This window comes from Streptomyces sp. NPDC097595 (assembly GCF_044761525.1).
GTDB lineage: Bacteria > Actinomycetota > Actinomycetes > Streptomycetales > Streptomycetaceae > Streptomyces > Streptomyces drozdowiczii_A.
This window is the reverse complement of record NZ_JBIWCN010000035.1, coordinates 13,288-33,193: the sequence shown is the minus strand read 5'-3', so window position 1 is coordinate 33,193 and position 19,906 is coordinate 13,288. Positions and strand designations below refer to the sequence as shown.

Below are 19,906 nucleotides of genomic sequence, written 5' to 3'. Positions count from 1 at the left end.
CCGGCGCGGCGGGGGGGGGGGGGGGGGGGGCCCCCCCCCCCGCCCCCCCGCCCCCCCCCCCCCCCCCCCCCCCCCCCCCCCCCCCCCCCCCCCCCCCACGGCCGTGTTCGGGACCGTTGTTCCGAAGGTTGTCCCGCAGGTTGTTCCCACGGAGGCAAGCGACCGCTTAGTATGCGCCGGAGCAGTGGTAATGCCGACAGTGTTGTGGAGGCCCCTCATGCAGGCATGGCGAGTGCACCGGAACGGCGAGCCGAGCGAGGTGATGGAGCTGGAGGAGACGGACCGGCCGGTGCCCGGCGACGGGCAGGTGCTGGTCGAGGTGCTCGCGGCGAACATCAACTTCCCCGACGCGCTGCTGTGCCGAGGCCAGTACCAGGTGCGGCCCCCGCTGCCGTTCACCCCGGGCGTCGAGATCTGCGGCCGCACCCAGGACGGGCGCCGGGTGCTCGCGACCCCCGCCCTGCCGCACGGCGGCCTCGCCCAGTACGTCGTCGCCGACGAGGCCGCTCTGCTGGACGCCCCGGAATCCCTGGACGACGCGGAGGCCGCGGCCCTGCACATCGGCTACCAGACCGGCTGGTTCGGGCTCCACCGGCGCGCCCGGCTGAAGGCGGGGGAGACCCTGCTCGTGCACGCCGCCGCCGGCGGGGTCGGCAGCGCCGCCGTCCAGCTCGGCAAGGCCGCAGGCGCCACCGTCATCGGCGTCGTCGGCGGGCCGGAGAAGGCGAAGGCCGCCGCCGCGCTCGGCTGCGACCTGGTCATCGACCGGCGCACCGAGGACATCGTCGCGGCGGTCAAGGAGTTCACCGGCGGCCGGGGCGCCGACGTCGTCTACGACCCGGTCGGCGGCGACGCGTATGCCAAGTCCGTGAAGTGCATCGCCTTCGAGGGGCGCATCGTCGTCGTCGGCTTCGCCTCCGGGACGATTCCCACCCCCGGGCTCAACCACGCCCTCGTGAAGAACTACTCCGTCCTCGGCCTCCACTGGGGCCTCTACAACACCAAGGACCCGCAGGCCGTACGCGACTGCCACCGGGAGCTGACCCGGCTCGCCGCTGAAGGCGCCATCAAGCCGCTGATCAGCGAGCGGGTCGCGATGGGCGAGGCGGCGGCCGCCGTCCAGCGCGTCGCCGACGGCACCAGCACCGGCCGCATCGTCGTTCTCCCGTCAGGAGCCGCCCGATGACCGCACCCGACGCCGCCGAACTGCGCCGCCGCACCCGCGAACTGCTCGCCGCGCACCCTCCGGCGACCACCGAGCGCACCGACTTCCTCAAGGCCCGCTTCGACGCCGGACTCGCCTGGGTGCACTACCCGGCCGGGCTCGGCGGCCTGGACGCCCCGCGCTCCCTCCAGCCCGTGGTCGACGCCGAGCTCGCCGCCGCGAACGCGCCCGACAACGACCCGCGCCGCATCGGCATCGGCCTCGGCATGGCTGCCCCGACCATCCTCGGTTTCGGCACCGACGAGCAGAAGCAGCGGTTCCTGCGGCCCCTGTGGGTGGGGGAGGAGGTCTGGTGCCAGCTCTTCAGCGAACCGGGCGCGGGCTCCGACCTCGCCGCCCTCGGTACCCGCGCCGTGCGTGACGGCGAGGACTGGGTGGTCGACGGGCAGAAGGTGTGGACCTCCAGCGCCCACCTCGCGCGCTGGGCGATCCTCATCGCCCGCACCGACCCCGACCTGCCCAAGCACCGCGGGATCAGCTACTTCATCTGCGACATGACCGACCCCGGCGTCGAGGTCCGGCCGCTCCGTCAGATCACCGGCGAGGCCGAGTTCAACGAGGTCTTCCTCACCGGGGTGCGCATCCCCGACAGCCACCGGCTCGGACCCGTCGGCGAGGGCTGGAAGGTCGCCCAGACCACCCTCATGAACGAGCGCGTCTCCATCGGCGGCTCCCGCATCCCCCGCGAGGGCGGCATGATCGGCCCGGTCGCCAGGACCTGGCGCGAACGGCCCGAACTGCGTACCCACGACCTGCACCAGCGCCTGCTCACCCTGTGGGTCGAGGCGGAGGTCGCCCGGCTCACCGGTGAGCGCCTGCGCCAGCAGCTCGTCGCCGGGCAGCCCGGCCCCGAGGGCTCCGGGATGAAGCTCGCCTTCGCCCGGCTCAACCAGGAGATCAGCGGCCTCGAAGTCGAACTCCTCGGCGACGAGGGCCTGCTGTACAGCGACTGGACCATGCGGCGGCCCGAACTGGTCGACTTCACCGGCCGCGACGCGGGCTACCGCTACCTCCGCTCCAAGGGCAACTCCATCGAGGGCGGTACGAGCGAGGTGCTGCTCAACATCGTCGCCGAGCGCGTACTCGGACTGCCCTCCGAGCCCCGCAACGACAAGGACGTCGCCTGGAAGGACCTCTCCCGATGACCGCACAGACCGAAGGCCAGGCGCCCGACCTCCTCTACTCCGAGACCGAGGAGGACCTGCGCGCCGCCGTCCGCTCCCTGCTGGCCGACCGCGCCGACGCGCCGTCCGTGATCGCCCGCACCGAGTCCGACACGCCGTACGACCCGCAGCTGTGGAAGGCGCTCGCCACCGGCATCGGGGCCGCCGGACTCCTCGTGCCCGAGGAGCTGGGCGGCCAGGGCGCCACGCACCGCGAGGCCGCCGTCGTCCTGGAGGAGCTGGGCCGCAGCGTCGCGGCCGCGCCGTTCCTGACCAGCTCCGTCGTCGCCACCGAGGCGCTGCTGGCGCTCGGCGCGCAGGACGGGCCGGCCGCGGAACTCCTCACCGGGCTCGCCGAGGGGCGCCAGGTCGCGGTGGTGGCCGTGCCGTTCGCGGCCGCTTCGGCCGACCCGGTGGGCGGGCACGCCTCGGCGGTGAACGGTTCCCTGGACGGGACGCTCGGCCCCGTCGCCGACGCGGCCGTGGCCGACGTGCTCCTGGTCCCCACCGCCGACGGCCTGTACGCGGTCGCCACCGACGCGCCCGGCGTGCGCGTCGAACCGCTCGTCGCGCTCGACCTCACCCGCCCGCTCGCCACCGTCACGCTCGACGGCGCCACCGGCACCCGCCTCGCGGACGCCGGGGCCGGAGGGCGCGCGGTGGACCGGGGGCTGCTCGCCGGTGCCGGACTGCTCGCCTCCGAACAACTGGGACTCGCCGAGTGGTGCCTCACCGAGACGGTGCGACACACCCGGGAGCGCCACCAGTTCAACCGGCCCATCGGCTCCTTCCAGGCGCTCAAGCACCGCATGGCGCAGCTCTGGCTGGAGGTCGTCTCGGCCCGGGCCGCCGCGCGGAACGCCGCCGACGCCCTCGCCACCGGCAGCCCCGACACGCCGTTGGCCGTGGCCGTCGCGCAGGCGTACTGCTCGAAGGTCGCGGTCCACGCCGCCGAGGAGTGCGTGCAGCTGCACGGCGGGATCGGGATGACGTGGGAGCACCCCGCGCACCTCTACCTGAAGCGGGCCAAGGCCGACGCCACCGCGTACGGCACGGCGGGACGCCACCGGGACACCGTCGCCGCGCTCATGGAGCTGCCGGCGCCCTGAGGTTTCGCCGCAGGGGGCGCGGGAACACCCCGCGCCCCCTGCGCGATCCACTCCTCTTCCCCGCTTCGGCGGCCTCGACCCAAGCCCTACCCGTTTGGCGGACACGCCGATGCGCCGGACCGCCCGGAGGCTGCGCCACACTGACGCCGAATGCCGCAAATCAGGCGCGGCGGAGGAGGTTGGCCATGGCAATTTCGATCTCAGTGGTGCTGCTTCTGCTGATTCTCGCGGTGGTCTTCCTCCGCAACGGCGGAATGAAGCTCTCGCACGCGCTGGTGTGCGGCATGCTCGGATTCCTCCTCGCGGGCACCAGCATGGCCCCCACGATCCAGGACGGCATCACGGCCACCGCCGACGTGGTCAGTGGCATCCGCCCCTGACCGCTCGCGCGGCAGATCTCGGTGGCCGGTCCCGTATCCGTACGGGACCGGCCACCGGTCACTCCGAGCCCGCGGCCTGTTCGGGGCCGGGTTGCATTACGGGGACCGTCGCCGCCGAGCCCTGCCGGACCGCCTCCACGGCGGCCGCGTGCAGTGCGCGGCTCGCTTCCTCCGACGGACAGGGCACGGGGCTGCCCGCCATGGTGAACCAGTCGGCCGCATCGGTGTACTGCACGGTGATCTGTGCCGTGCCCTCGGCCCAAGTGGTGTGGATGGTCAGGTCACCGGACAGCGGCCCGACCTCCTCGGTGAGCACGCCGCCGTGCCCCGAATACACTCCGCGTGTTGTCCAGGACGCCCAGGTCATGCTTTCAGGCTCGCACCAAAGCCGCCGGATCGCGACCCGCGTGACCAGGGAATTCGGACGGTCGTCGCATCTTCGCCCGCCGTGCACGAAATCCCCCCGAACCCCGGCGACACGCGGCACCGGAACGGGATGGCGGTCGATCGGGTGACACTGCCCGGTCATTCCACATGCCGGAGCCGCGCGGCGGTTAAGCATGCGGGCATGACATGTGACTCCCCCTCCAAGAACACCGGATTCCTCCGTGCCCACCGCGTACGCGCCGCCGGCGTCGCCTGCGTCGTGCTCACCGCCGCCCTGCTGACCGGCTGCGGCCAGGACAGCGGCAGCACCTCCGCGAGCACGAAGACCTCGGAGGCGGCCCGCGCCGTGCCCGAGGCCACGAAGAGTCCGTCCCCCAGCGGGAGCGAGAGCGCCTCGCCCGGCCAGATGACGGAGGACCAGCAGGAACGCAAGGACCTGATCTCCGCCACCAAGGTCACCTATGACAAGGCCGTCACCACGGCCGAGGGCGAGGTCAAGGGCGGCAAGCTCGTCGATCTCGAACTCAAGACCGCCGAGGACGCGGCCGACGACGACGAGAGCCCCAGCCCTTCTCCGACGGGCAGCCCCTCGCCCACCGGCAGCCCCACCGGCAGCCCCTCGCCGACGGGCAGCGCCGCGGCCGGTGCCCCGCAGTGGGTCGCGACCGTCGCCGCCAGGACCGGGACCAAGCACAAGGTTCACATCGACGCCGTCTCCGGCAAGGTCCTCAGCTCGGCCGAGGACAGCGACCAGAGCACCTCGGACAAGGCCAAGACGGCCAAGCGGATCACCCAGGCCAAGCAGACCCCGCAGCAGGCGGCGAAGGCCGCCCTCGCGAAGCAGCAGGGCACGGTGACCGCCCTCGACCTGGACGACAACGACCAGGGCACGCTCGTCTGGAAGACCGACGTCGTGACGAAGGACTGGAAGAAGACGACCTTCGACATCGACGCGTCGAACGGCTCCGTCACCCACCAGGAGACCGACAACGACTGAGCACCCCACGCGCCGAGCGCCCCCGGTCCGCACGGACCGGGGGCGCTCGCGTCAGGCGGACCGCACGGGCTCCTGCTGCTCGCCCGCCGCGTCCGGCGCGGCGAACTGCGTCCGGTACAACTCCTCGTACCGGCCCCCGGCCGCCAGCAGCGCGGTGTGCGTACCCCGCTCCACGACCCGGCCCTCCTCCACGACCAGGATCAGATCGGCGGCCCGCACCGTCGAGAGGCGGTGCGCGATCACCAGGGCGGTGCGCCCCTCCAGCGCCTCGGCCAGGGCCTCCTGCACGACCGCCTCGGACGTGGAGTCGAGGTGCGCGGTCGCCTCGTCCAGGATGACCACCCGCTGCCCGGCCAGCAGCAGCCGGGCGATCGTCAGCCGCTGGCGCTCACCGCCGGAGAGCCGGTAGCCGCGCTCGCCGACGACCGTGTCGAGCCCGTCCGGCAGCGAGGCCACCAGGCCGTCGAGCCGGGAGCGCCGCAGCGCGTCCCAGATCTCGTCCTCGGTGGCGGAGGGCCGGGCCAGCAGGAGGTTGGCGCGCACCGACTCGTGGAAGAGATGCCCGTCCTGGGTGACCATGCCGAGCGTGTCACGGATCGACTCGGCGGTCAGATCGCGTACGTCGACGCCGTTCAGCCGCACCGCGCCCTCATCGGTGTCGTAGAGCCGGGGCAGCAACTGGGCGATCGTCGACTTGCCGGCGCCCGACGAGCCGACCAGGGCGACCATCCGGCCGGGCTCGGCCCGGAACGAGACATCGTGCAGCACCCGTGTGCCGCCCCGGGAGTCCAGCGTCGCGACCTCCTCCAGCGAGGCCAGCGACACCTTGTCGGCGGACGGGTAGCCGAAGGAGACCCCGTCGAACTCCACGGACACCGGCCCCTCGGGCACCGTACGGGCGCCCGGCTTCTCGGCGATCAGCGGCTTCAGATCCAGGATCTCGAAGACCCGCTCGAAGCTCACCAGCGCGCTCATCACCTCGACCCGGGCGCCCGCCAGCGCCGTCAGCGGGGCGTAGAGCCGGGTGAGCAGCAGCGCCAGCGTCACGACCGCGCCCGGCTCCAGGCTGCCGTGCAGCGCGTAGTAACCGCCCAGCCCGTAGACGAGGGCCAGGGCAAGGGCGGACACCAGGGTCAGCGCCGTGATGAACGTGGACTGCGCCATCGCCGTGCGGATGCCGATGTCCCGTACGCGCCCCGCCCGCGCCGCGAACTCGGCGGACTCGTCGGCGGGCCGGCCGAAGAGCTTCACCAGGGTCGCGCCGGGCGCCGAGAACCGCTCGGTCATCTGCGTGCTCATCGCCGCGTTGTGCGCGGCCGCCTCACGCTGCATGCGCGCCATCCGCGAGCCCATCCGCCGGGCCGGCACGACGAACACCGGCAGCAGTACGAGCGCGAGCAGCGTGATCCGCCAGGAGATCGTCAGCATCACGGCGAGCGTCAGCACCAGCGTCACCACATTGGAGACGACCCCGGACAGGGTGTTGCTGAACGCCCGCTGCGCGCCGATGACGTCGTTGTTGAGCCGGCTCACCAGCGCCCCGGTCCGGGTCCGGGTGAAGAAGGCGACCGGCATCCGCTGCACATGGTCGAAGACGGCCGACCGCAGGTCCAGGATCAGCCCCTCACCCAGCGTGGCCGACAGCAGCCGGGTGAGCAGTCCGAGCCCGGCCTCAGCCACGGCGATCACCGCGATCAGCAGGGCGAGCCGGACGACCGTGCCGCTCTCCTTGCCCTCCACGATCGCGTCGACCACCCGGCCCGCCAGCATCGGGGTGGCCACGGCCAGCACCGCCGTGACCACGCTGAGCAGCAGGAACTGGTAGATCTTCCGGCGGCGCGGCCCGGCGAACGAGGCGATCCGGCGCACGGTGGCCCGGGAGAAGGGGCGGCGGTCCGCTTGCGCGTTGATCGTGCTGTGCAGCGACGACCACGCGGTCACTTCCATGCTCATACGGGTGCCTCCGGGGCAGAACGGATCGGTACGGCCCCGGCGGCCCGTGCGGACCGGGGGTGTGAGAAGAACGCTAGAAGCTCAAGCGAACTTGAGGTCAAACGTGCGGTGCCCCGTGCGGACCCGGCACCGGACCTGCGTAGAATCGGCCCCTGTTTCCGGCCGGACCACGGCAGACACGACCGATTGAGGCAGTTCGACGTGAGTTTCACAGACAGTTCCGACGCACCGATCTACGCCGGGCTCGTGGAGGAGCACGGGGATGTGATGGCAGAGGTGCGCCGGGTGGCTGAAGAGACCATCCGGGAGGCCGACCGGGCCATCGACTTCAGCGATATCCGCAGGTCACCGGCGTACCGCTAGCCCACGAACCGTCCCGGCCAGGGCCTACGTCCGAGCGCTTCCCGACCCGCCGGTGCCCCCGGCCGGCCCGCGCGGACGGCCCGCCCGTACTAGCCCCCCGGCATACTCCGGCGGCGGTGCGGTGCCGTCTCGCACTGCGGACCCGGCTCTCCCGTCGGAGCATGGAACGAACAGTCGCCGACGACATCGGGACGAAGGGAAAGCCGGATGGGTGGTGAACGGCATGAGCCACCGACCGACGCGTTCGAGGCCGAGCTGGGCCAGATCGAGGCGCTGAACCGGATGCAGGCGCCGGGCCCCGACCCGGCCCTCCCCCCGGGACCCGACCACGGGACCCGGGGCGACGGCACGCCGGAAGAGGCCAGACGCCGCGACTCCCTGCTGCTCTCGGCCGGACACGCGGTCGCCGCCGCCGACACCCTCGACGAGGCGCTGCGACTCGCCGCCGGCCTGTACGCCCCCGATTTCCCGCTGGACGGCCAGTGCGTCTTCGGCATCGCCGAGGGCAACCTCACCGCTCTCGGACAGTACGGATTCCGGCCCGGCGGCGCGGGCCGCGCGTTCCGCATGCCCATGAACACCGGCTACCCGGCCGCCGAGGTGGCCAGGACCGGGCGCGCCGTCTACCTGGCCTCCCCGGAGGAGTACCAGCGCCGCTTCCCCGCGACCTGGCACCTGTCCGCGCGCAAGGGCCGCGAGGCGTGGGCCTTCCTGCCCCTGGTCACCGCCGGCCGGGTCGTCGGGGTCTGGCTGGCCGCCTTCCGCACCCCCCTGGACTTCACGGCGAGCGAGCGCGCCCTGCTCACCGTCACCGGACGCATGATCGCCCAGGTCCTCGAACGCGCCCGGGCCAGCCGCGCCGAACTGGAACTCTCCCGGGGCCTGCGCCGCAGCATGCACACCGCGGGCGCGGCCCTGACCGGGCTCAGCGTCGCCACCCGCTACGTGCCGACCGGCGGCGGTCTCATGGTCGGCGGCGACTGGTACGACAGCATCGACCTGCCGAACGGCCGGATGGCCGTCGTGATCGGCGACGTCCAGGGACACGACGTGCACGCCGCGGGGCTCATGGCCCAGCTGCGTACCGCCGTGCACGCGTACGCGGCCGAGGGGCACGGCCCCGACGCCGTCCTGGCACGCGCCTCCCGCTTCCTGACCACCCTGGACGAGGACCGCTTCGCGACCTGCCTGTACATCGAGGCCGACCCGTCCACCGGCGATCTGCACATCGCCCGCGCGGGCCACCCGCACCCCGTCCTGCGCATGCCGGACGGCACCTGCATGCTCAAGCACGTCAGCGGCGGGCTGCCGCTCGGACTGATGCCCGGCGAGGAGGACTACCCCATCGACACCGTGCGCCTGCACGAGGGCGAGATCCTCATGCTGTGCACCGACGGGTTCATCGAGAACGGCGGCCACGACATGTACACCGGCTGGGTGCGGGTGCGCGACGCCTTCTCGCCCGGACCGGCGGACGACCTGGAGGGCATCGCCGACCGGCTCATGGCGGCCGTCCTCGACCCCGGCCCCGGCGCCCGGGGGGAGGCCGTCGCCCGCGACGGTGACGACATCGCCCTCCTGCTGCTCCGCCGCGACGCCATCCACGCCCGCGCCGAGATCAGCCAGCGCCGGCTGATGCTCACCGTGGGCCAGGACCAGGGCGAGGGGCTGGCCGAGGCCCGCGCGGAGCTCAAGGCGCTGCTGCACGACTGGGCGCGCCCGGATCAGGTGGACACCGCCGTGCTCCTGGCGACCGAACTCCTCGGCAACGTCCTCGTGCACACCGACCAGGACGGCGCCCTCAACGCCACCGTCTCCGGGGAGACCGGCACCCGCCGGCTGCTGGTCGAGGTCATGGACCGCGGCGACGAACTGCCCCACCAGCGCACTCCGGGCGAGCTCGCCTCCTCGGGCCGCGGCCTGCTGCTGCTGGACATCCTCGCCGACCAATGGGGCGTACGGCCCGAACCGGAGGGGAAGACCGCCTGGTTCGCGCTGAACGAGGCCGCACCGGCCGACGGCGTGGACATCCCGGCCATCTGAGACCGGCACGCCGGCGACCGGCCCGGGGTCAGGCGCTCTCGCCCGGGCGCTGCGCCACCACCGCACCCAGAAGCAGCCCGGTACCGATCGCGGTCACGAGGGTGACCAGCTCCGTGAGGTCGCGGAAGCCCTCGATCGCGTACCCGCCCGCCAGGGCCGTCAGTCCCCGCATCCCGAGCGAGCCCACCGTCAGCGTGAAGAATCCCGGCAGCACCAGGACCAGACGCGGCGGGCGGCCAGGACGGCGCGCCAGCCAGGTCGTGACCGCGCCGAGCACGACCGCCGCCGTGAACGTGCCGCCCACGTCACCGAGCAGCCGCGTAAGACCCGTCTGCACACCCACCGTCAGATACACGAGCACCAGGAGCATGCCCAGCAGCCGGGCGGGTACGGCGAAGGCCAGCAGGGCGCCCACGGTGAAGACGACCCAGCTCGCGAAGAGCACCCAGCGCGGCAGATCGGCCCCGGCCGCCACGTCGAACAGGTCCTGACGCGGACGGCCCGTGATGACCAGGCCCAGGATCACGCCCACATAGAGCTGGACCAGGAGCGCGACCGAGTACACCAGGCGCACCGCGCCGGTCGTGAGGTACCCGGCGGCGAGCTCGGCCGCCGCCGCGCTGAGGTAGTCACCGGGGACGAAGAAGAACAGCGCCGGAAGCATCAGCAGCACCGGGCCGCCGTGCGCGGGGGAGCGGGCGAACACCTCCAGGGCGAGCAGCGACACGGTCATCGCCGCGATCAGCGGCAGCACCTTCGCCAGCCGGGGCAGCCGGTCCGCCGCCACGGCCAGGCACGCCGCGACCGTGGCGAGGACCGCCGTGCTCCCGACCTCGTACCAGGTCGGCTGCATCAGCGGCGCGAAGCCCACCGAGAACAGCACCACCCCCAGCAGCTTCGCCCACCAGGGGTACGGGGGAGCGGCGCGGCTGATCGCGGCGAGCCGGTCGCCGGCCTTCCGGGCGTCCAGCCGGCCCGCCGCCACCTCGTCCAGGAGCGGCTTGAGCGCCACCACCCGGTCCATCCGGAAGACCTCCGGGAAGGCGCGCACCACGATGGCCGAGCTGCGGCCGTGCGAGGTCACGGCGACCGTGGCGGCGTCGGGCAGCACCGCCACCGACGCGGTGCCGCCGAGGCCGCGGGCCGCTGAGGTGACGGAGCGTTCGACCTGCTCCGCCCCCTCGCCGCTGGTCCCGAGGAGGAGCCGGGTCAGCCCGTCGAGGAAGCCGACAAGGGCGTCGTGCCCGTCGGCCTCCTTGACGGGCTCCGTTCCCGTCACCGCGTTCAGCGCGGCGCGCGGGCGAAGGCATGGAGGAAGAGGGCCTCCACCTGGGCCATGTGCTCGATCTCCGTGGGGTCGACGCTCTCGTTGGGCGCGTGGATGAGGCACCGCGGTTCTTCGACGCCCATCAGGATGATCTCGGCCGACGGGCAGGCGTCCGCGAGGACGTTGCAGAGCGGGATGGACCCGCCCTGGCCGAGGTACGCCATCGGCTTCCCGTACACCGTTTGCATCGCCTCGCCGAGCGCCCGGTACGCCGGACCGTCCGTGGCCGCGCGGAACGGCGCGCCGGACTGCTCCGGCTCCACCCCGACCCGTACGCCCCAGGGGGATGCCCAGGTCAGATGGTCCGTCAGCGCGCGCTGGGCGGCATCCGCGTCGGTGCCCGGCGGGATGCGCAGGCTCACCCGCGCGCGGGCGGTGGGCGGGACCGAGGCGGAGGAGCCCACCACGGGCGGGCAGTCGATACCGAGGACGGTGACGGCCGGGCGGGCCCACAGAAGGTCGGACACCGAGCCGGTGCCTGTCCCGGTGAGGGGCACGCCGTCGAGGACACCGGCGTCCTCGCGGAACTGGTCCTCTTCGTAGCGCGCCCCCTCCCAGGTGCCCGAGGCGTCCAGGCCGCGTACGCGGGTGGCGCCGGTTTCGGGGTCGCGCAGGGTGGAAAGCAGCTGGATCAGCGCGGCCAGTGCGTCGGGAGCCGGTCCGCCGAACATCCCGGAGTGCACCTCGCCGGCCAGCGTGTCGACGGTGACCACGACGTTCACCACGCCGCGCAGGGAGGTGGTGGCGGTGCCGACGCCGACGGCCGCGTTCCCCGTGTCGCAGACCAGCAGGGCGTCGGCGGCGAACTTCTCGGGGTGCGCGGCCACGTACTCTTCGAGACCGCCGGTGCCCTGTTCCTCCGAACCCTCGGCCACAAACCTCAGCCCGACGGGAATGTCGTCGCCGAGCGCACGCAGGGCGGTGAGGTGCATGACGATGTTGCCCTTGCAGTCGGCCGTGCCCCGCCCGTACCAGCGGCCGTCGCGCTCGGTCAGCGTGAAGGGCGGCGTGGTCCACGCGTCGTCGTCCAGCGGGGGCTGTACGTCGTAGTGGCAGTAGAGCAGTACGGTCGGCGCGCCGGGTGGGGGCGGGCGGTGCCCGATGACCGCGTTGCTGCCGTCCGGGGTCTTCGCCAGGTGTACGTCCTGGAGTCCGGCCTCGGTGAAGGCGTCGGCCACCCACTGGGCGGCCCGCTCGCACTCCTCGGGCGGATACTGCCGGGGGTCGGCCACGGAGGGGATGGAGACCAGTTCGGTCAGGTCCGTCCGTGCGCGGGACATCAGGCCGGAGATGCGTCCGGCGAGTTCGTCGGTGGCCATCAGCGCCTCACTGTGTTCTCGGTCTTGAGGTCGGCGATCTTGTCCTCGATCTTGTCCAGCTTGTCCGGGCAGTAGATCTCCAGGATCTTCGCCTCCGCGCGGATCGCCTCGGTGTCGCCGATCACGGGGCGCATGCCGGGGCCGGTGGCGCCGTTGGAGATGTTCATCTTCCACAGCGCGGACTTGAGCGAGGAGCCGGGCTTCTCGCAGACCTGGCCGCCGTCGTCGCCCAGGGTGCGCTTGATGGTGCCCACATCGGGCCGGGGGTAGCCGGCCGCCACGGCCGCGTCGGCCAGCTGCTCGGCCTTCTCCGTCGCCTTGTTGTTCGTCTTGACCTTCTCGTACCGGATGATGCCGACGACCACGAGCGCCACCAGGACGACGATCGCGCCGATGTAGAGCCAGCGGTGCTCGGAGGCGAAGCGGGTCGGGCTCATGACGCGGCCTCCTCACCGGCCGCCGCCGTGCGCCAGCCGGGTTTGCGCAGTTTCAGGAACAGCCATGGGATCAGCAGGCCGAGGACGACGAGCCCGCCACCGACGATGGCCACGTACACCCCGACGCTGCCGCCGCCGAACTGCGAGGGCGGCACGAAGCCGATGGCCAGGGCCGCGAGCGACGCCAGCAGGCCGACCCCGCACAGCAGGCCGAGCGCCGGCACGCGGTAGCCGCGCGGGTGGTCCGGCTGGGTCTTCCGCAGCCGTACCGCCGCCACGAACATCAGCAGATAGACGATGAGGTACACCTGCGTCGTGATGGTGGAGAAGATCCAGTAGACGCTCGACACGTTCGGGATCAGCGCGTAGAGCAGCGCGATGACGGTGGTGACGATGCCCTGGGTGACCAGGATGTTCTGCTGGATGCCGTTCTTGTTGAGCCGCTGGAGATAGGGCGGCAGATAGCCCTCGCTGCGGGAGATCTCCAGCAGGCCCTTGGACGGCCCGGCCAGCCACGTCAGCATCCCGCCGAGCGCCGCGGACACCAGCATCACCGCTGCGATGGGTGTCATCCAGCCGACGTGGAAGTGGGCGAAGAACGCGTCGAACGCCTGCATCACACCGGCCGTCAGGCTCAGCTGGCTGGCGGGCACCACCCAGCTGATCGCGAGCGCCGGCAGGATGAAGATCAGCAGCACCAGACCCATCGCCAGGAACATCGACTTCGGGTACTCCTTCGCCGGATCGCGCAGCGAAGAGACGTGCACGGCGTTCATCTCCATGCCGGAGTACGACAGGAAGTTGTTGACGATGAGCACCAGGCTGGCGAGCCCCGTCCACTGCGGAAGCAGATGCGCCGAGGTCATCGGCGCGGCGGAGCCGTTCCCCTGTCCGAGGAAGACGATGCCGAGCACGACCAGCACGGTGCCGGGGATCAGCGTCCCGATGACGAGTCCCCAGGAGGACAGGCCGGCCAAGGCCTTGGTGCCCCGGGACGAGACCCAGACGCCGGTCCAGTAGAGCACCATGATCACGATCGCGGTGTACAGGCCGTTGGACGCGAGCGAAGGATCGATGACGTACGCGATCGTGGACGCCACGAACGCCAGCAGGCTCGGGTAGTAGAAGATCGTCATCGCGAACTGGCACCACACGGCGAGGAATCCGAGCGGCTTGGACAGCCCCTCGCTCACCCAGCGGTAGACGCCGCCGGGCCAGCCCGATGCCAGTTCGGCCGAGACCAGCGCGGTCGGCAGCAGGAACACGACGGCCGGCAGGAGATAGAGGAAGACACAGGCCAGCCCGTAGACCGCCATCGTCGGCGCGGCCCGCAGACTCGCCACCGACGCCGTCGTCATCAGGGCGAGCGTCAGCCAGCTGATCCTCGGCGTTGCGGGCCGGTCCCTGGCGGCGGTGCGTGCCGAATCCTTCGGCAGATCCGCCGGCATGTCCATCGCGCTCATCTGTACCTCCGGTCGCGACGCCACAGTGCGTTCAGAACGCCAGCCTTGGCCGCTTCACGCCCGTTCGCGCGCGGGGTCACCCGAACGGGTGGCCGGTGCGGCGTCTGCGGGTGGTCGTCGGGTGAAGAGGGCGTGCCGCAACCGTTGACAGCCCTCCCGGGAACTGGCTTCATGAGCAACGCCCTTGGGAGCGCTCCCACGCCCCGAGGGGCAGACACGCACGCACCCCCGCACACACCCGGCACCCCCACCGACGTGACGAAGGGAAAGTCCGTTGCGCTCGCTCACCCTCCCCGCCTTGCGAAGGCGGTCCCGAAGGCCAGGCCCGCTAGGAGCCGTCGCCCTGGCGCTCGCCGTCGGCGCCGGCCTGCTGCTCCCGCTGTCCCTGCCGGCCGGCGCGGCGGCCGCCCCCGCGTTCGACTACGGCGAGGCGTTGCAGAAGTCCGTCCTCTTCTACGAGGCCCAGCAGTCCGGAAAGCTGCCCGACACCAACCGCGTCTCCTGGCGCGGCGACTCCGCGCTGGACGACGGCAAGGACGCCGGCCTGGACCTGACGGGCGGCTGGTACGACGCCGGGGACCATGTGAAGTTCGGTCTTCCCATGGCCTACTCGGCCACCATGCTCGCCTGGGGCGGCACGGAGCAGAGGGCGGCCTACGAGGCGTCGGGCCAGCTGCCGTACCTGCGGAACAGCCTGCGCTTCGTGGACGACTACCTCCTGAAGGCCCACCCCTCGCCCAACGTGCTGTACGGCCAGGTCGGCAACGGCGGCGACGACCACAAGTGGTGGGGCCCCGCCGAGGTGATGCCGATGAAGCGCCCGGCGTACAAGATCGACGCCTCCTGCCCGGGCAGCGACCTGGCGGGCCAGACCGCCGCCGCGCTGGCCTCCTCGTCGATGGTGTTCTCCGACAGCGACCCGGCGTACGCGGCGAAGCTGATCACCCACGCGAAGCAGCTGTACACCTTCGCCGACACCTACCGGGGCAAGTACAGCGACTGCATCACCGACGCGCAGAGTTACTACAACTCCTGGAGCGGGTACAACGACGAGCTCGTCTGGGGTGCCATCTGGCTGTACAAGGCGACCGGCGACACCGCGTACCTCGCCAAGGCCGAGTCGTACTACGACAACCTCTCCACCGAGCCGCAGACCACCACCCGGTCCTACCGCTGGACGCTCTCCTGGGACGACACCTCCTACGGGGCCTACGTGCTGCTCGCCCAGCTGACGGGCAAGCAGAAGTACATCGACGACGCGAACCGCTGGCTGGACTGGTGGACCGTCGGCGTCAACGGGCAGCGGGTGCCCTACTCGCCCGGCGGCCAGGCGGTGCTGGACAGCTGGGGATCCCTCAGATACGCCGCGAACACCGCCTTCGCCGCGCTGAGCTATTCCGACTGGCTCACCGGTGACGCCACCCGCAAGGCCCGCTACCACGACTTCGCGGTCCGTCAGATCGACTACGCCCTCGGCGACAACCCGCGCGGATCGAGCTACGTCGTCGGCTTCGGCGAGAACCCGCCGACCAAGCCGCACCACCGCACGGCCCACGGCTCGTGGACCGACCAGATGACCAACCCGGTGGAGAGCCGGCACACCTTGTACGGGGCACTGGTGGGCGGTCCGAGCGCTCCCGACGACTCGTACACCGACGACCGCGGCAACTACGTCAACAACGAGGTCGCCACCGACTACAACGCCGCCTTCACCGGGGCACTGGCCCGGCTCTACGCGGAGTACGGCGGGAGCCCGCTCACGGACTTCCCGCAGCCGGAGGCGCCGGACGGGCCGGAGATGTCCGTCCAGGCGTCGGTGAACGCGGCCGGAGCGAACTTCACCGAGATCAAGGCGTACCTGATCAACCGGTCCGCCTGGCCCGCCCGCGCGCTCACCGACGCCTCGGTCCGGTACTACTTCACGCTGGAGCCCGGCGTCGCACCCGACGACATCAGCTTCACCACCAACTACAACCAGTGCGGCGAGGTGACGGGCCCCACGCATCTGGCGGGCGACGTCTACTACGCGACGGTGGACTGCTCGGGTACGGACATCGCACCGGCCGGCCAGTCCGCCTACCGCAAGGAGGTGCAGTTCCGGATCAGCTCGGCCGGTGCCTGGGACCCGTCGAACGACTGGTCCTACCCGTCGACGGCGACGACCCCGGGCGGCACGCCGGTCGACGCCCCGCGCATGGTGCTCCTGGAGGGCTCGGCGCCCCAGTGGGGGAGCGCCCCGGACGGCGCGGACCCCGGGCCGGACCCCGACCCGACGACCACCCCCGACCCGACGACCACCCCCGACCCGACGACCACCCCCGACCCCACTCCGACGCCCGACCCGACGGACACGCCCGACCCCCAGCCGGGGGCCTGCCACGTCACGTACCGGGTCAGCCAGGCATGGGGCACGGGTTTCACCGCCGAGGTGACGGTGAAGAACACCGGGTCGACGCCGCTGGACGGCTGGCAGCTGGCCTTCGACTTCCAGGGCGCCGAAAGCGTCAGCAACGCGTGGAACGCGACCGCCACGCAGAGCGGCACCCGGGTCACGGTCAGGAACGCCGGCCACAACGGCTCCGTCCCGGCGGGCGGCAGCGCCTCGTTCGGGTTCCAGGCGAACGGCGCGCCGGCCGCCGGCCCGGACTCCTTCACGCTGAACGGGAAGGAGTGCGACTGAGACCGCTCACCTGGGGCAGCTCCAGTGCCCCTTCACCCAGTGGGTGTCCCAGTGGCCGGGGACGTACACCTTGGTCCAGTGGCCCTTGACCCACTGGGTGTGGTGGGTCCAGTGACCGGGCTTCCAGTGCCCGTGCCGGTCGTAGTGTCCGGGGTGCCAGACCTTGTGGTCGGTGTAGTGGCCCTTGTGCCACTGCTTCGTCCAGTGGCCCTTGACCCACTGCTTCTGCCAGTGGCCCTGCTGCCAGGTGCAGTGGCCGTGGTGGTGGGTCGCGGCGGATACGGCGGCCGGTGCGGGGGCCGGGGCGGCCTGCGCCGCCCCGGCGGTCCCCAGGGCGGCTCCGCCGGCGAGCAGACCGGTCGCGGCGGCGCCGGCCAGCAGGCGGCGGACTCGGGTGGAAGCGGTCATCGGACGCACCTTCCTCCTGTTGGAACGGATCCCCGAGCCCAGTGAAGGGAAATGCTACGAAGACATAAATATAGCCCGAATGGGGGAATATGGCCGTTCCGTCCGAGGCCCCCCGTCACGCCGCGGTCGGCGTCCTGAGTGCCGCGTACGTCCCCGACACCGCCGCCAGCACCATCACGCAGCCCGTGAAGACCAGCCCGGCATCGCGCAGCCCCACCGCGGTCGCCAGCGCGCCCACTCCCACCACCGGCAGGGAGATCCCGGTGTAGGCGACGACGAAGAACGCCGAGATCGTGCCGCCCCGGTGCTCGGCGGGGGCCGCCTCGCTCACGAGCGTCAGCGCGGCCCGGAAGGCGAGCCCCTGCCCGATGCCCCCGCAGACCGCGCCCAGGACGAGCAGCACCAGCGACTTCGCCAGCAACGACGACGCGACCAGCAGCAGCCCCACGATCAGCACGCCGCAGCCCAGCGGCAGCGCCCGGCGCGCCCCGATGCGCGGGGCCAGCGACTGCCCGATCGTCGAGGCGCAGAACACCGAGAACACCACCGCGCCCGTCACCGCCAGGTTGTGCACGTCCAGCGTCTCGGCCGCGAAGCTGGGCGCGACCGCCGTGAACAGGCCGAGCAGCGCGAAACCGGCGAAGGCGGCCAGCGAGGCCGGCACGAACACGCCCTTCACCTCGGCGGGCACCCTGACACCCTGCGGTTCGAGCCGGGGCCACCGCCGCGGCTCGGCCACCGTCTCCGCCAGCCGCCACGTGATGAGGCACGCCACGGCGACCAGACCCAGGTGCACCCAGAACGGCAGGGACAGCGGCCGGGGCGCGTACTCGGCCAGCACACCGGAGAGCAGCGGGCCGCAGCCCAGACCGCCCATGTTCGCGGCCGTCGCGGCGAACCCGGCGCGTGCCTTCTGCCCCGGGGACGCGAGCTCGATGACCGCCGCCGTCGCCGCGCCGCTCAGCAGCCCGGCCGCGCCGCCGGACAGCACCCGCCCGGCGAAGAGCAGGGGCAGCCCGCCCTCCAGCAGGAAGCACCCCGCACTCGCGGCGGACAGTGCCATGGCGGCCAGCAGCACCGGCTTGCGGCCCACCTTGTCCGAGTAGTTGCCCGCCACCAGGAGCACGGAGATGACCGCGACCGCGTACACCGCGAAGACGACGGTCACCATCAGCTCGGAGAACCCGATCTCCTTCTGATAGAGCCCGTAGAGCGGCGTCGGAAGCGTGGTGCCGGCCATGCCGATGGCGAAGACCACCGCCGCTGCCAGGTAGCCCGCGCGGCGCCCGCCCGTCCGTCCCGTATCCTCACGCACCATCACGCACGCCACTCTATGCAGCGGGATGCCCCCGGTCAGGGCGACGGGCGGCGGCCCGCCGCAGCCCGAAAGAGAGCCACCATGAGGATCGCCGACGCGCAGGTCGTCGTCACCAGCCCCGGCCGCAACTTCGTGACGCTGAAACTGACGACGGACGAAGGCATCACCGGTCTCGGCGACGCCACGCTCAACGGCCGGGAACTCGCCGTCGTCAGCTACCTCACCGACCATGTGGCGCCCCTGCTGACCGGCCTGGACCCGCACCGGATCGAGGACACCTGGCAGTACCTCTACCGGGGCGCGTACTGGCGGCGCGGCCCGGTCACGATGGCCGCGATCGCCGCCGTCGACGTCGCCCTGTGGGACATCAAGGCGAAGGCCGCCGGGCTGCCGCTCTACCAGCTGCTCGGCGGCGCGTCCCGGGACCGCCTCGCCACCTACGGCCACGCAAACGGCCGCGACATCCCCGAGCTCCTCGACTCCGTACGGCAGCGGCTGGCCGAGGGCTACCCCGCCGTCCGCATCCAGACGGGCATCCCCGGCCTCAAGGCCGTCTACGGCGTGCACACCACCGACGAGCAGGGCGAGCGCGTCCTCCACCAGCAGGCCCGGCCCCTGGTCGAGGACTGGGACACGGACGCCTACCTGCGCCACACCCCCGCCGTGTTCGAGGCGGTACGCGCGGAGTTCGGCGCCGGGATACCGCTGCTCCACGACGCGCACCACCGCCTCACGCCCATTCAGGCGGCCCGCCTCGGCAAGGACCTGGAGCCGTACCGCCCGTTCTGGCTGGAGGACTGCACCCCCACCGAGAACCAGGAGGCGCTGCGGCTCGTACGCCGGCACACCACCACGCCGCTGGCGATCGGCGAGGTTTTCAACACGGTGTACGACTACCAGACACTGATCACCGAGCAGCTGATCGACTACGTGCGCAGCGCGGTCACCCACTTCGGCGGGGTCACCCCGCTGCGCAAGCTCTTCGACTTCGCCGCCCAGTACCAGATCAAGAGCGCGATCCACGGGCCGGAGGACATCTCCCCGGTCGGGATGGCCGCCGCCGTCCACCTCGGCTTCGCCGTGCACAACTTCGGCATCCAGGAGTACTCGGGCCACAACGCCCTCACCGAGGAGGTGTTCCGGCACGCGTACACCTTCACCGACGGCTTCCTGCACCCCGGCGAGGCGCCCGGAATCGGCGTGGAGCTGGACGAGGAGCTCGCGGCGGCCCATCCGTACGAGCAGACCTATCTGCCCGTGAACCGGCTGCGGGACGGCACCGTCCACGACTGGTGAGCGTTCGTCGGGGTCCCGGGTGCCCGGGACCCCGACGC

The 19,906-nt window shown here is 72.1% G+C and carries 17 protein-coding genes; 9 read left to right on the top strand and 8 right to left on the bottom strand.

Annotated elements, in window-relative coordinates; translation table 11 throughout:
- The first annotated feature begins 217 nt into the window (after positions 1 to 217).
- The 4 genes from ACIQZN_RS34750 (at position 218) to ACIQZN_RS34735 (ending at position 3,877) form a co-directional block, all read left to right on the top strand.
- Positions 218 to 1,186 (top strand): NADPH:quinone oxidoreductase family protein, encoded by a 969-nt coding sequence (locus ACIQZN_RS34750; RefSeq protein WP_404002684.1) that lies wholly within the window; start codon positions 218 to 220, stop codon positions 1,184 to 1,186.
- On the top strand, positions 1,183 to 2,370 hold the full coding sequence (locus ACIQZN_RS34745; RefSeq protein WP_404002682.1) for an acyl-CoA dehydrogenase family protein: 1,188 nt from the start codon (positions 1,183 to 1,185) through the stop codon (positions 2,368 to 2,370). The genes ACIQZN_RS34750 and ACIQZN_RS34745 overlap by 4 nt, the downstream gene beginning before the upstream one ends.
- Entirely contained in the window at positions 2,367 to 3,497 is a 1,131-nt protein-coding gene (locus ACIQZN_RS34740; RefSeq protein ID WP_404002680.1) for an acyl-CoA dehydrogenase family protein, read from the top strand. The genes ACIQZN_RS34745 and ACIQZN_RS34740 overlap by 4 nt, the downstream gene beginning before the upstream one ends.
- Before the next feature lie 185 nt (positions 3,498 to 3,682).
- Complete coding sequence (locus ACIQZN_RS34735; protein ID WP_026171777.1) at positions 3,683 to 3,877, top strand: hypothetical protein; 195 nt, start codon at positions 3,683 to 3,685, stop codon at positions 3,875 to 3,877.
- Positions 3,878 to 3,935: 58 nt separating this feature from the next.
- On the opposite strand, the gene ACIQZN_RS34730 is transcribed toward ACIQZN_RS34735, so the two are convergent.
- Positions 3,936 to 4,244, bottom strand: a complete 309-nt coding sequence (locus ACIQZN_RS34730; RefSeq protein WP_404002678.1) for a hypothetical protein — start codon at positions 4,242 to 4,244, stop codon at positions 3,936 to 3,938.
- Between the two features lie 201 nt (positions 4,245 to 4,445).
- On the opposite strand from ACIQZN_RS34730, the gene ACIQZN_RS34725 reads away from it, so the two are divergent.
- Positions 4,446 to 5,261, top strand: a complete 816-nt coding sequence (locus tag ACIQZN_RS34725; RefSeq protein ID WP_404002676.1) for a PepSY domain-containing protein — start codon at positions 4,446 to 4,448, stop codon at positions 5,259 to 5,261.
- Positions 5,262 to 5,312: 51 nt separating this feature from the next.
- Here ACIQZN_RS34725 and ACIQZN_RS34720 read toward each other — a convergent pair whose 3' ends face one another.
- On the bottom strand, positions 5,313 to 7,214 hold the full coding sequence (locus ACIQZN_RS34720) for an ABC transporter ATP-binding protein (protein ID WP_404002675.1): 1,902 nt from the start codon (positions 7,212 to 7,214) through the stop codon (positions 5,313 to 5,315).
- Positions 7,215 to 7,415: 201 nt separating this feature from the next.
- Here ACIQZN_RS34720 and ACIQZN_RS34715 point away from each other — a divergent pair, with 201 nt between their 5' ends.
- The gene (locus ACIQZN_RS34715; protein ID WP_404002688.1) at positions 7,416 to 7,577 is read left to right on the top strand and encodes a hypothetical protein; all 162 of its coding nucleotides are present in this window, start codon (positions 7,416 to 7,418) and stop codon (positions 7,575 to 7,577) included.
- Between the two features lie 207 nt (positions 7,578 to 7,784).
- Positions 7,785 to 9,620 carry a SpoIIE family protein phosphatase gene (locus ACIQZN_RS34710; protein WP_404002674.1) on the top strand — a complete coding sequence of 612 codons (1,836 nt, stop codon included), beginning with the start codon at positions 7,785 to 7,787 and terminating at the stop codon, positions 9,618 to 9,620.
- 28 nt (positions 9,621 to 9,648) lie between these two features.
- On the opposite strand, the gene ACIQZN_RS34705 is transcribed toward ACIQZN_RS34710, so the two are convergent.
- The 4 genes from ACIQZN_RS34705 to ACIQZN_RS34690 are packed head-to-tail and all read right to left on the bottom strand — an operon-like array spanning position 9,649 to position 14,166.
- The gene (locus tag ACIQZN_RS34705) at positions 9,649 to 10,899 is read right to left on the bottom strand and encodes a threonine/serine exporter ThrE family protein (protein WP_404002672.1); all 1,251 of its coding nucleotides are present in this window, start codon (positions 10,897 to 10,899) and stop codon (positions 9,649 to 9,651) included.
- Positions 10,900 to 10,904: 5 nt separating this feature from the next.
- Positions 10,905 to 12,266, bottom strand: a complete 1,362-nt coding sequence (locus ACIQZN_RS34700; RefSeq protein WP_404002670.1) for a dipeptidase — start codon at positions 12,264 to 12,266, stop codon at positions 10,905 to 10,907.
- Positions 12,266 to 12,703 carry a hypothetical protein gene (locus tag ACIQZN_RS34695; RefSeq protein WP_404002668.1) on the bottom strand — a complete coding sequence of 146 codons (438 nt, stop codon included), beginning with the start codon at positions 12,701 to 12,703 and terminating at the stop codon, positions 12,266 to 12,268. Before ACIQZN_RS34695 ends, ACIQZN_RS34700 begins: the two co-directional genes overlap by 1 nt.
- Complete coding sequence (locus tag ACIQZN_RS34690; RefSeq protein WP_404002666.1) at positions 12,700 to 14,166, bottom strand: APC family permease; 1,467 nt, start codon at positions 14,164 to 14,166, stop codon at positions 12,700 to 12,702. Before ACIQZN_RS34690 ends, ACIQZN_RS34695 begins: the two co-directional genes overlap by 4 nt.
- Positions 14,167 to 14,464: 298 nt before the next feature.
- Here ACIQZN_RS34690 and ACIQZN_RS34685 point away from each other — a divergent pair, with 298 nt between their 5' ends.
- The gene (locus tag ACIQZN_RS34685; protein ID WP_404002664.1) at positions 14,465 to 16,846 is read left to right on the top strand and encodes a glycoside hydrolase family 9 protein; all 2,382 of its coding nucleotides are present in this window, start codon (positions 14,465 to 14,467) and stop codon (positions 16,844 to 16,846) included.
- 6 nt (positions 16,847 to 16,852) lie between these two features.
- On the opposite strand, the gene ACIQZN_RS34680 is transcribed toward ACIQZN_RS34685, so the two are convergent.
- Both ACIQZN_RS34680 and ACIQZN_RS34675 read right to left on the bottom strand, forming a co-directional pair.
- Positions 16,853 to 17,254, bottom strand: a complete 402-nt coding sequence (locus ACIQZN_RS34680) for a hypothetical protein (RefSeq protein WP_404002662.1) — start codon at positions 17,252 to 17,254, stop codon at positions 16,853 to 16,855.
- Positions 17,255 to 17,369: 115 nt separating this feature from the next.
- Positions 17,370 to 18,572 carry an MFS transporter gene (locus ACIQZN_RS34675; RefSeq protein WP_404002686.1) on the bottom strand — a complete coding sequence of 401 codons (1,203 nt, stop codon included), beginning with the start codon at positions 18,570 to 18,572 and terminating at the stop codon, positions 17,370 to 17,372.
- An 81-nt stretch (positions 18,573 to 18,653) separates the two neighbouring features.
- On the opposite strand from ACIQZN_RS34675, the gene manD reads away from it, so the two are divergent.
- Positions 18,654 to 19,868, top strand: a complete 1,215-nt coding sequence (gene manD / locus ACIQZN_RS34670; RefSeq protein ID WP_404002660.1) for a D-mannonate dehydratase ManD — start codon at positions 18,654 to 18,656, stop codon at positions 19,866 to 19,868.
- Positions 19,869 to 19,906: the final 38 nt, after the last annotated feature.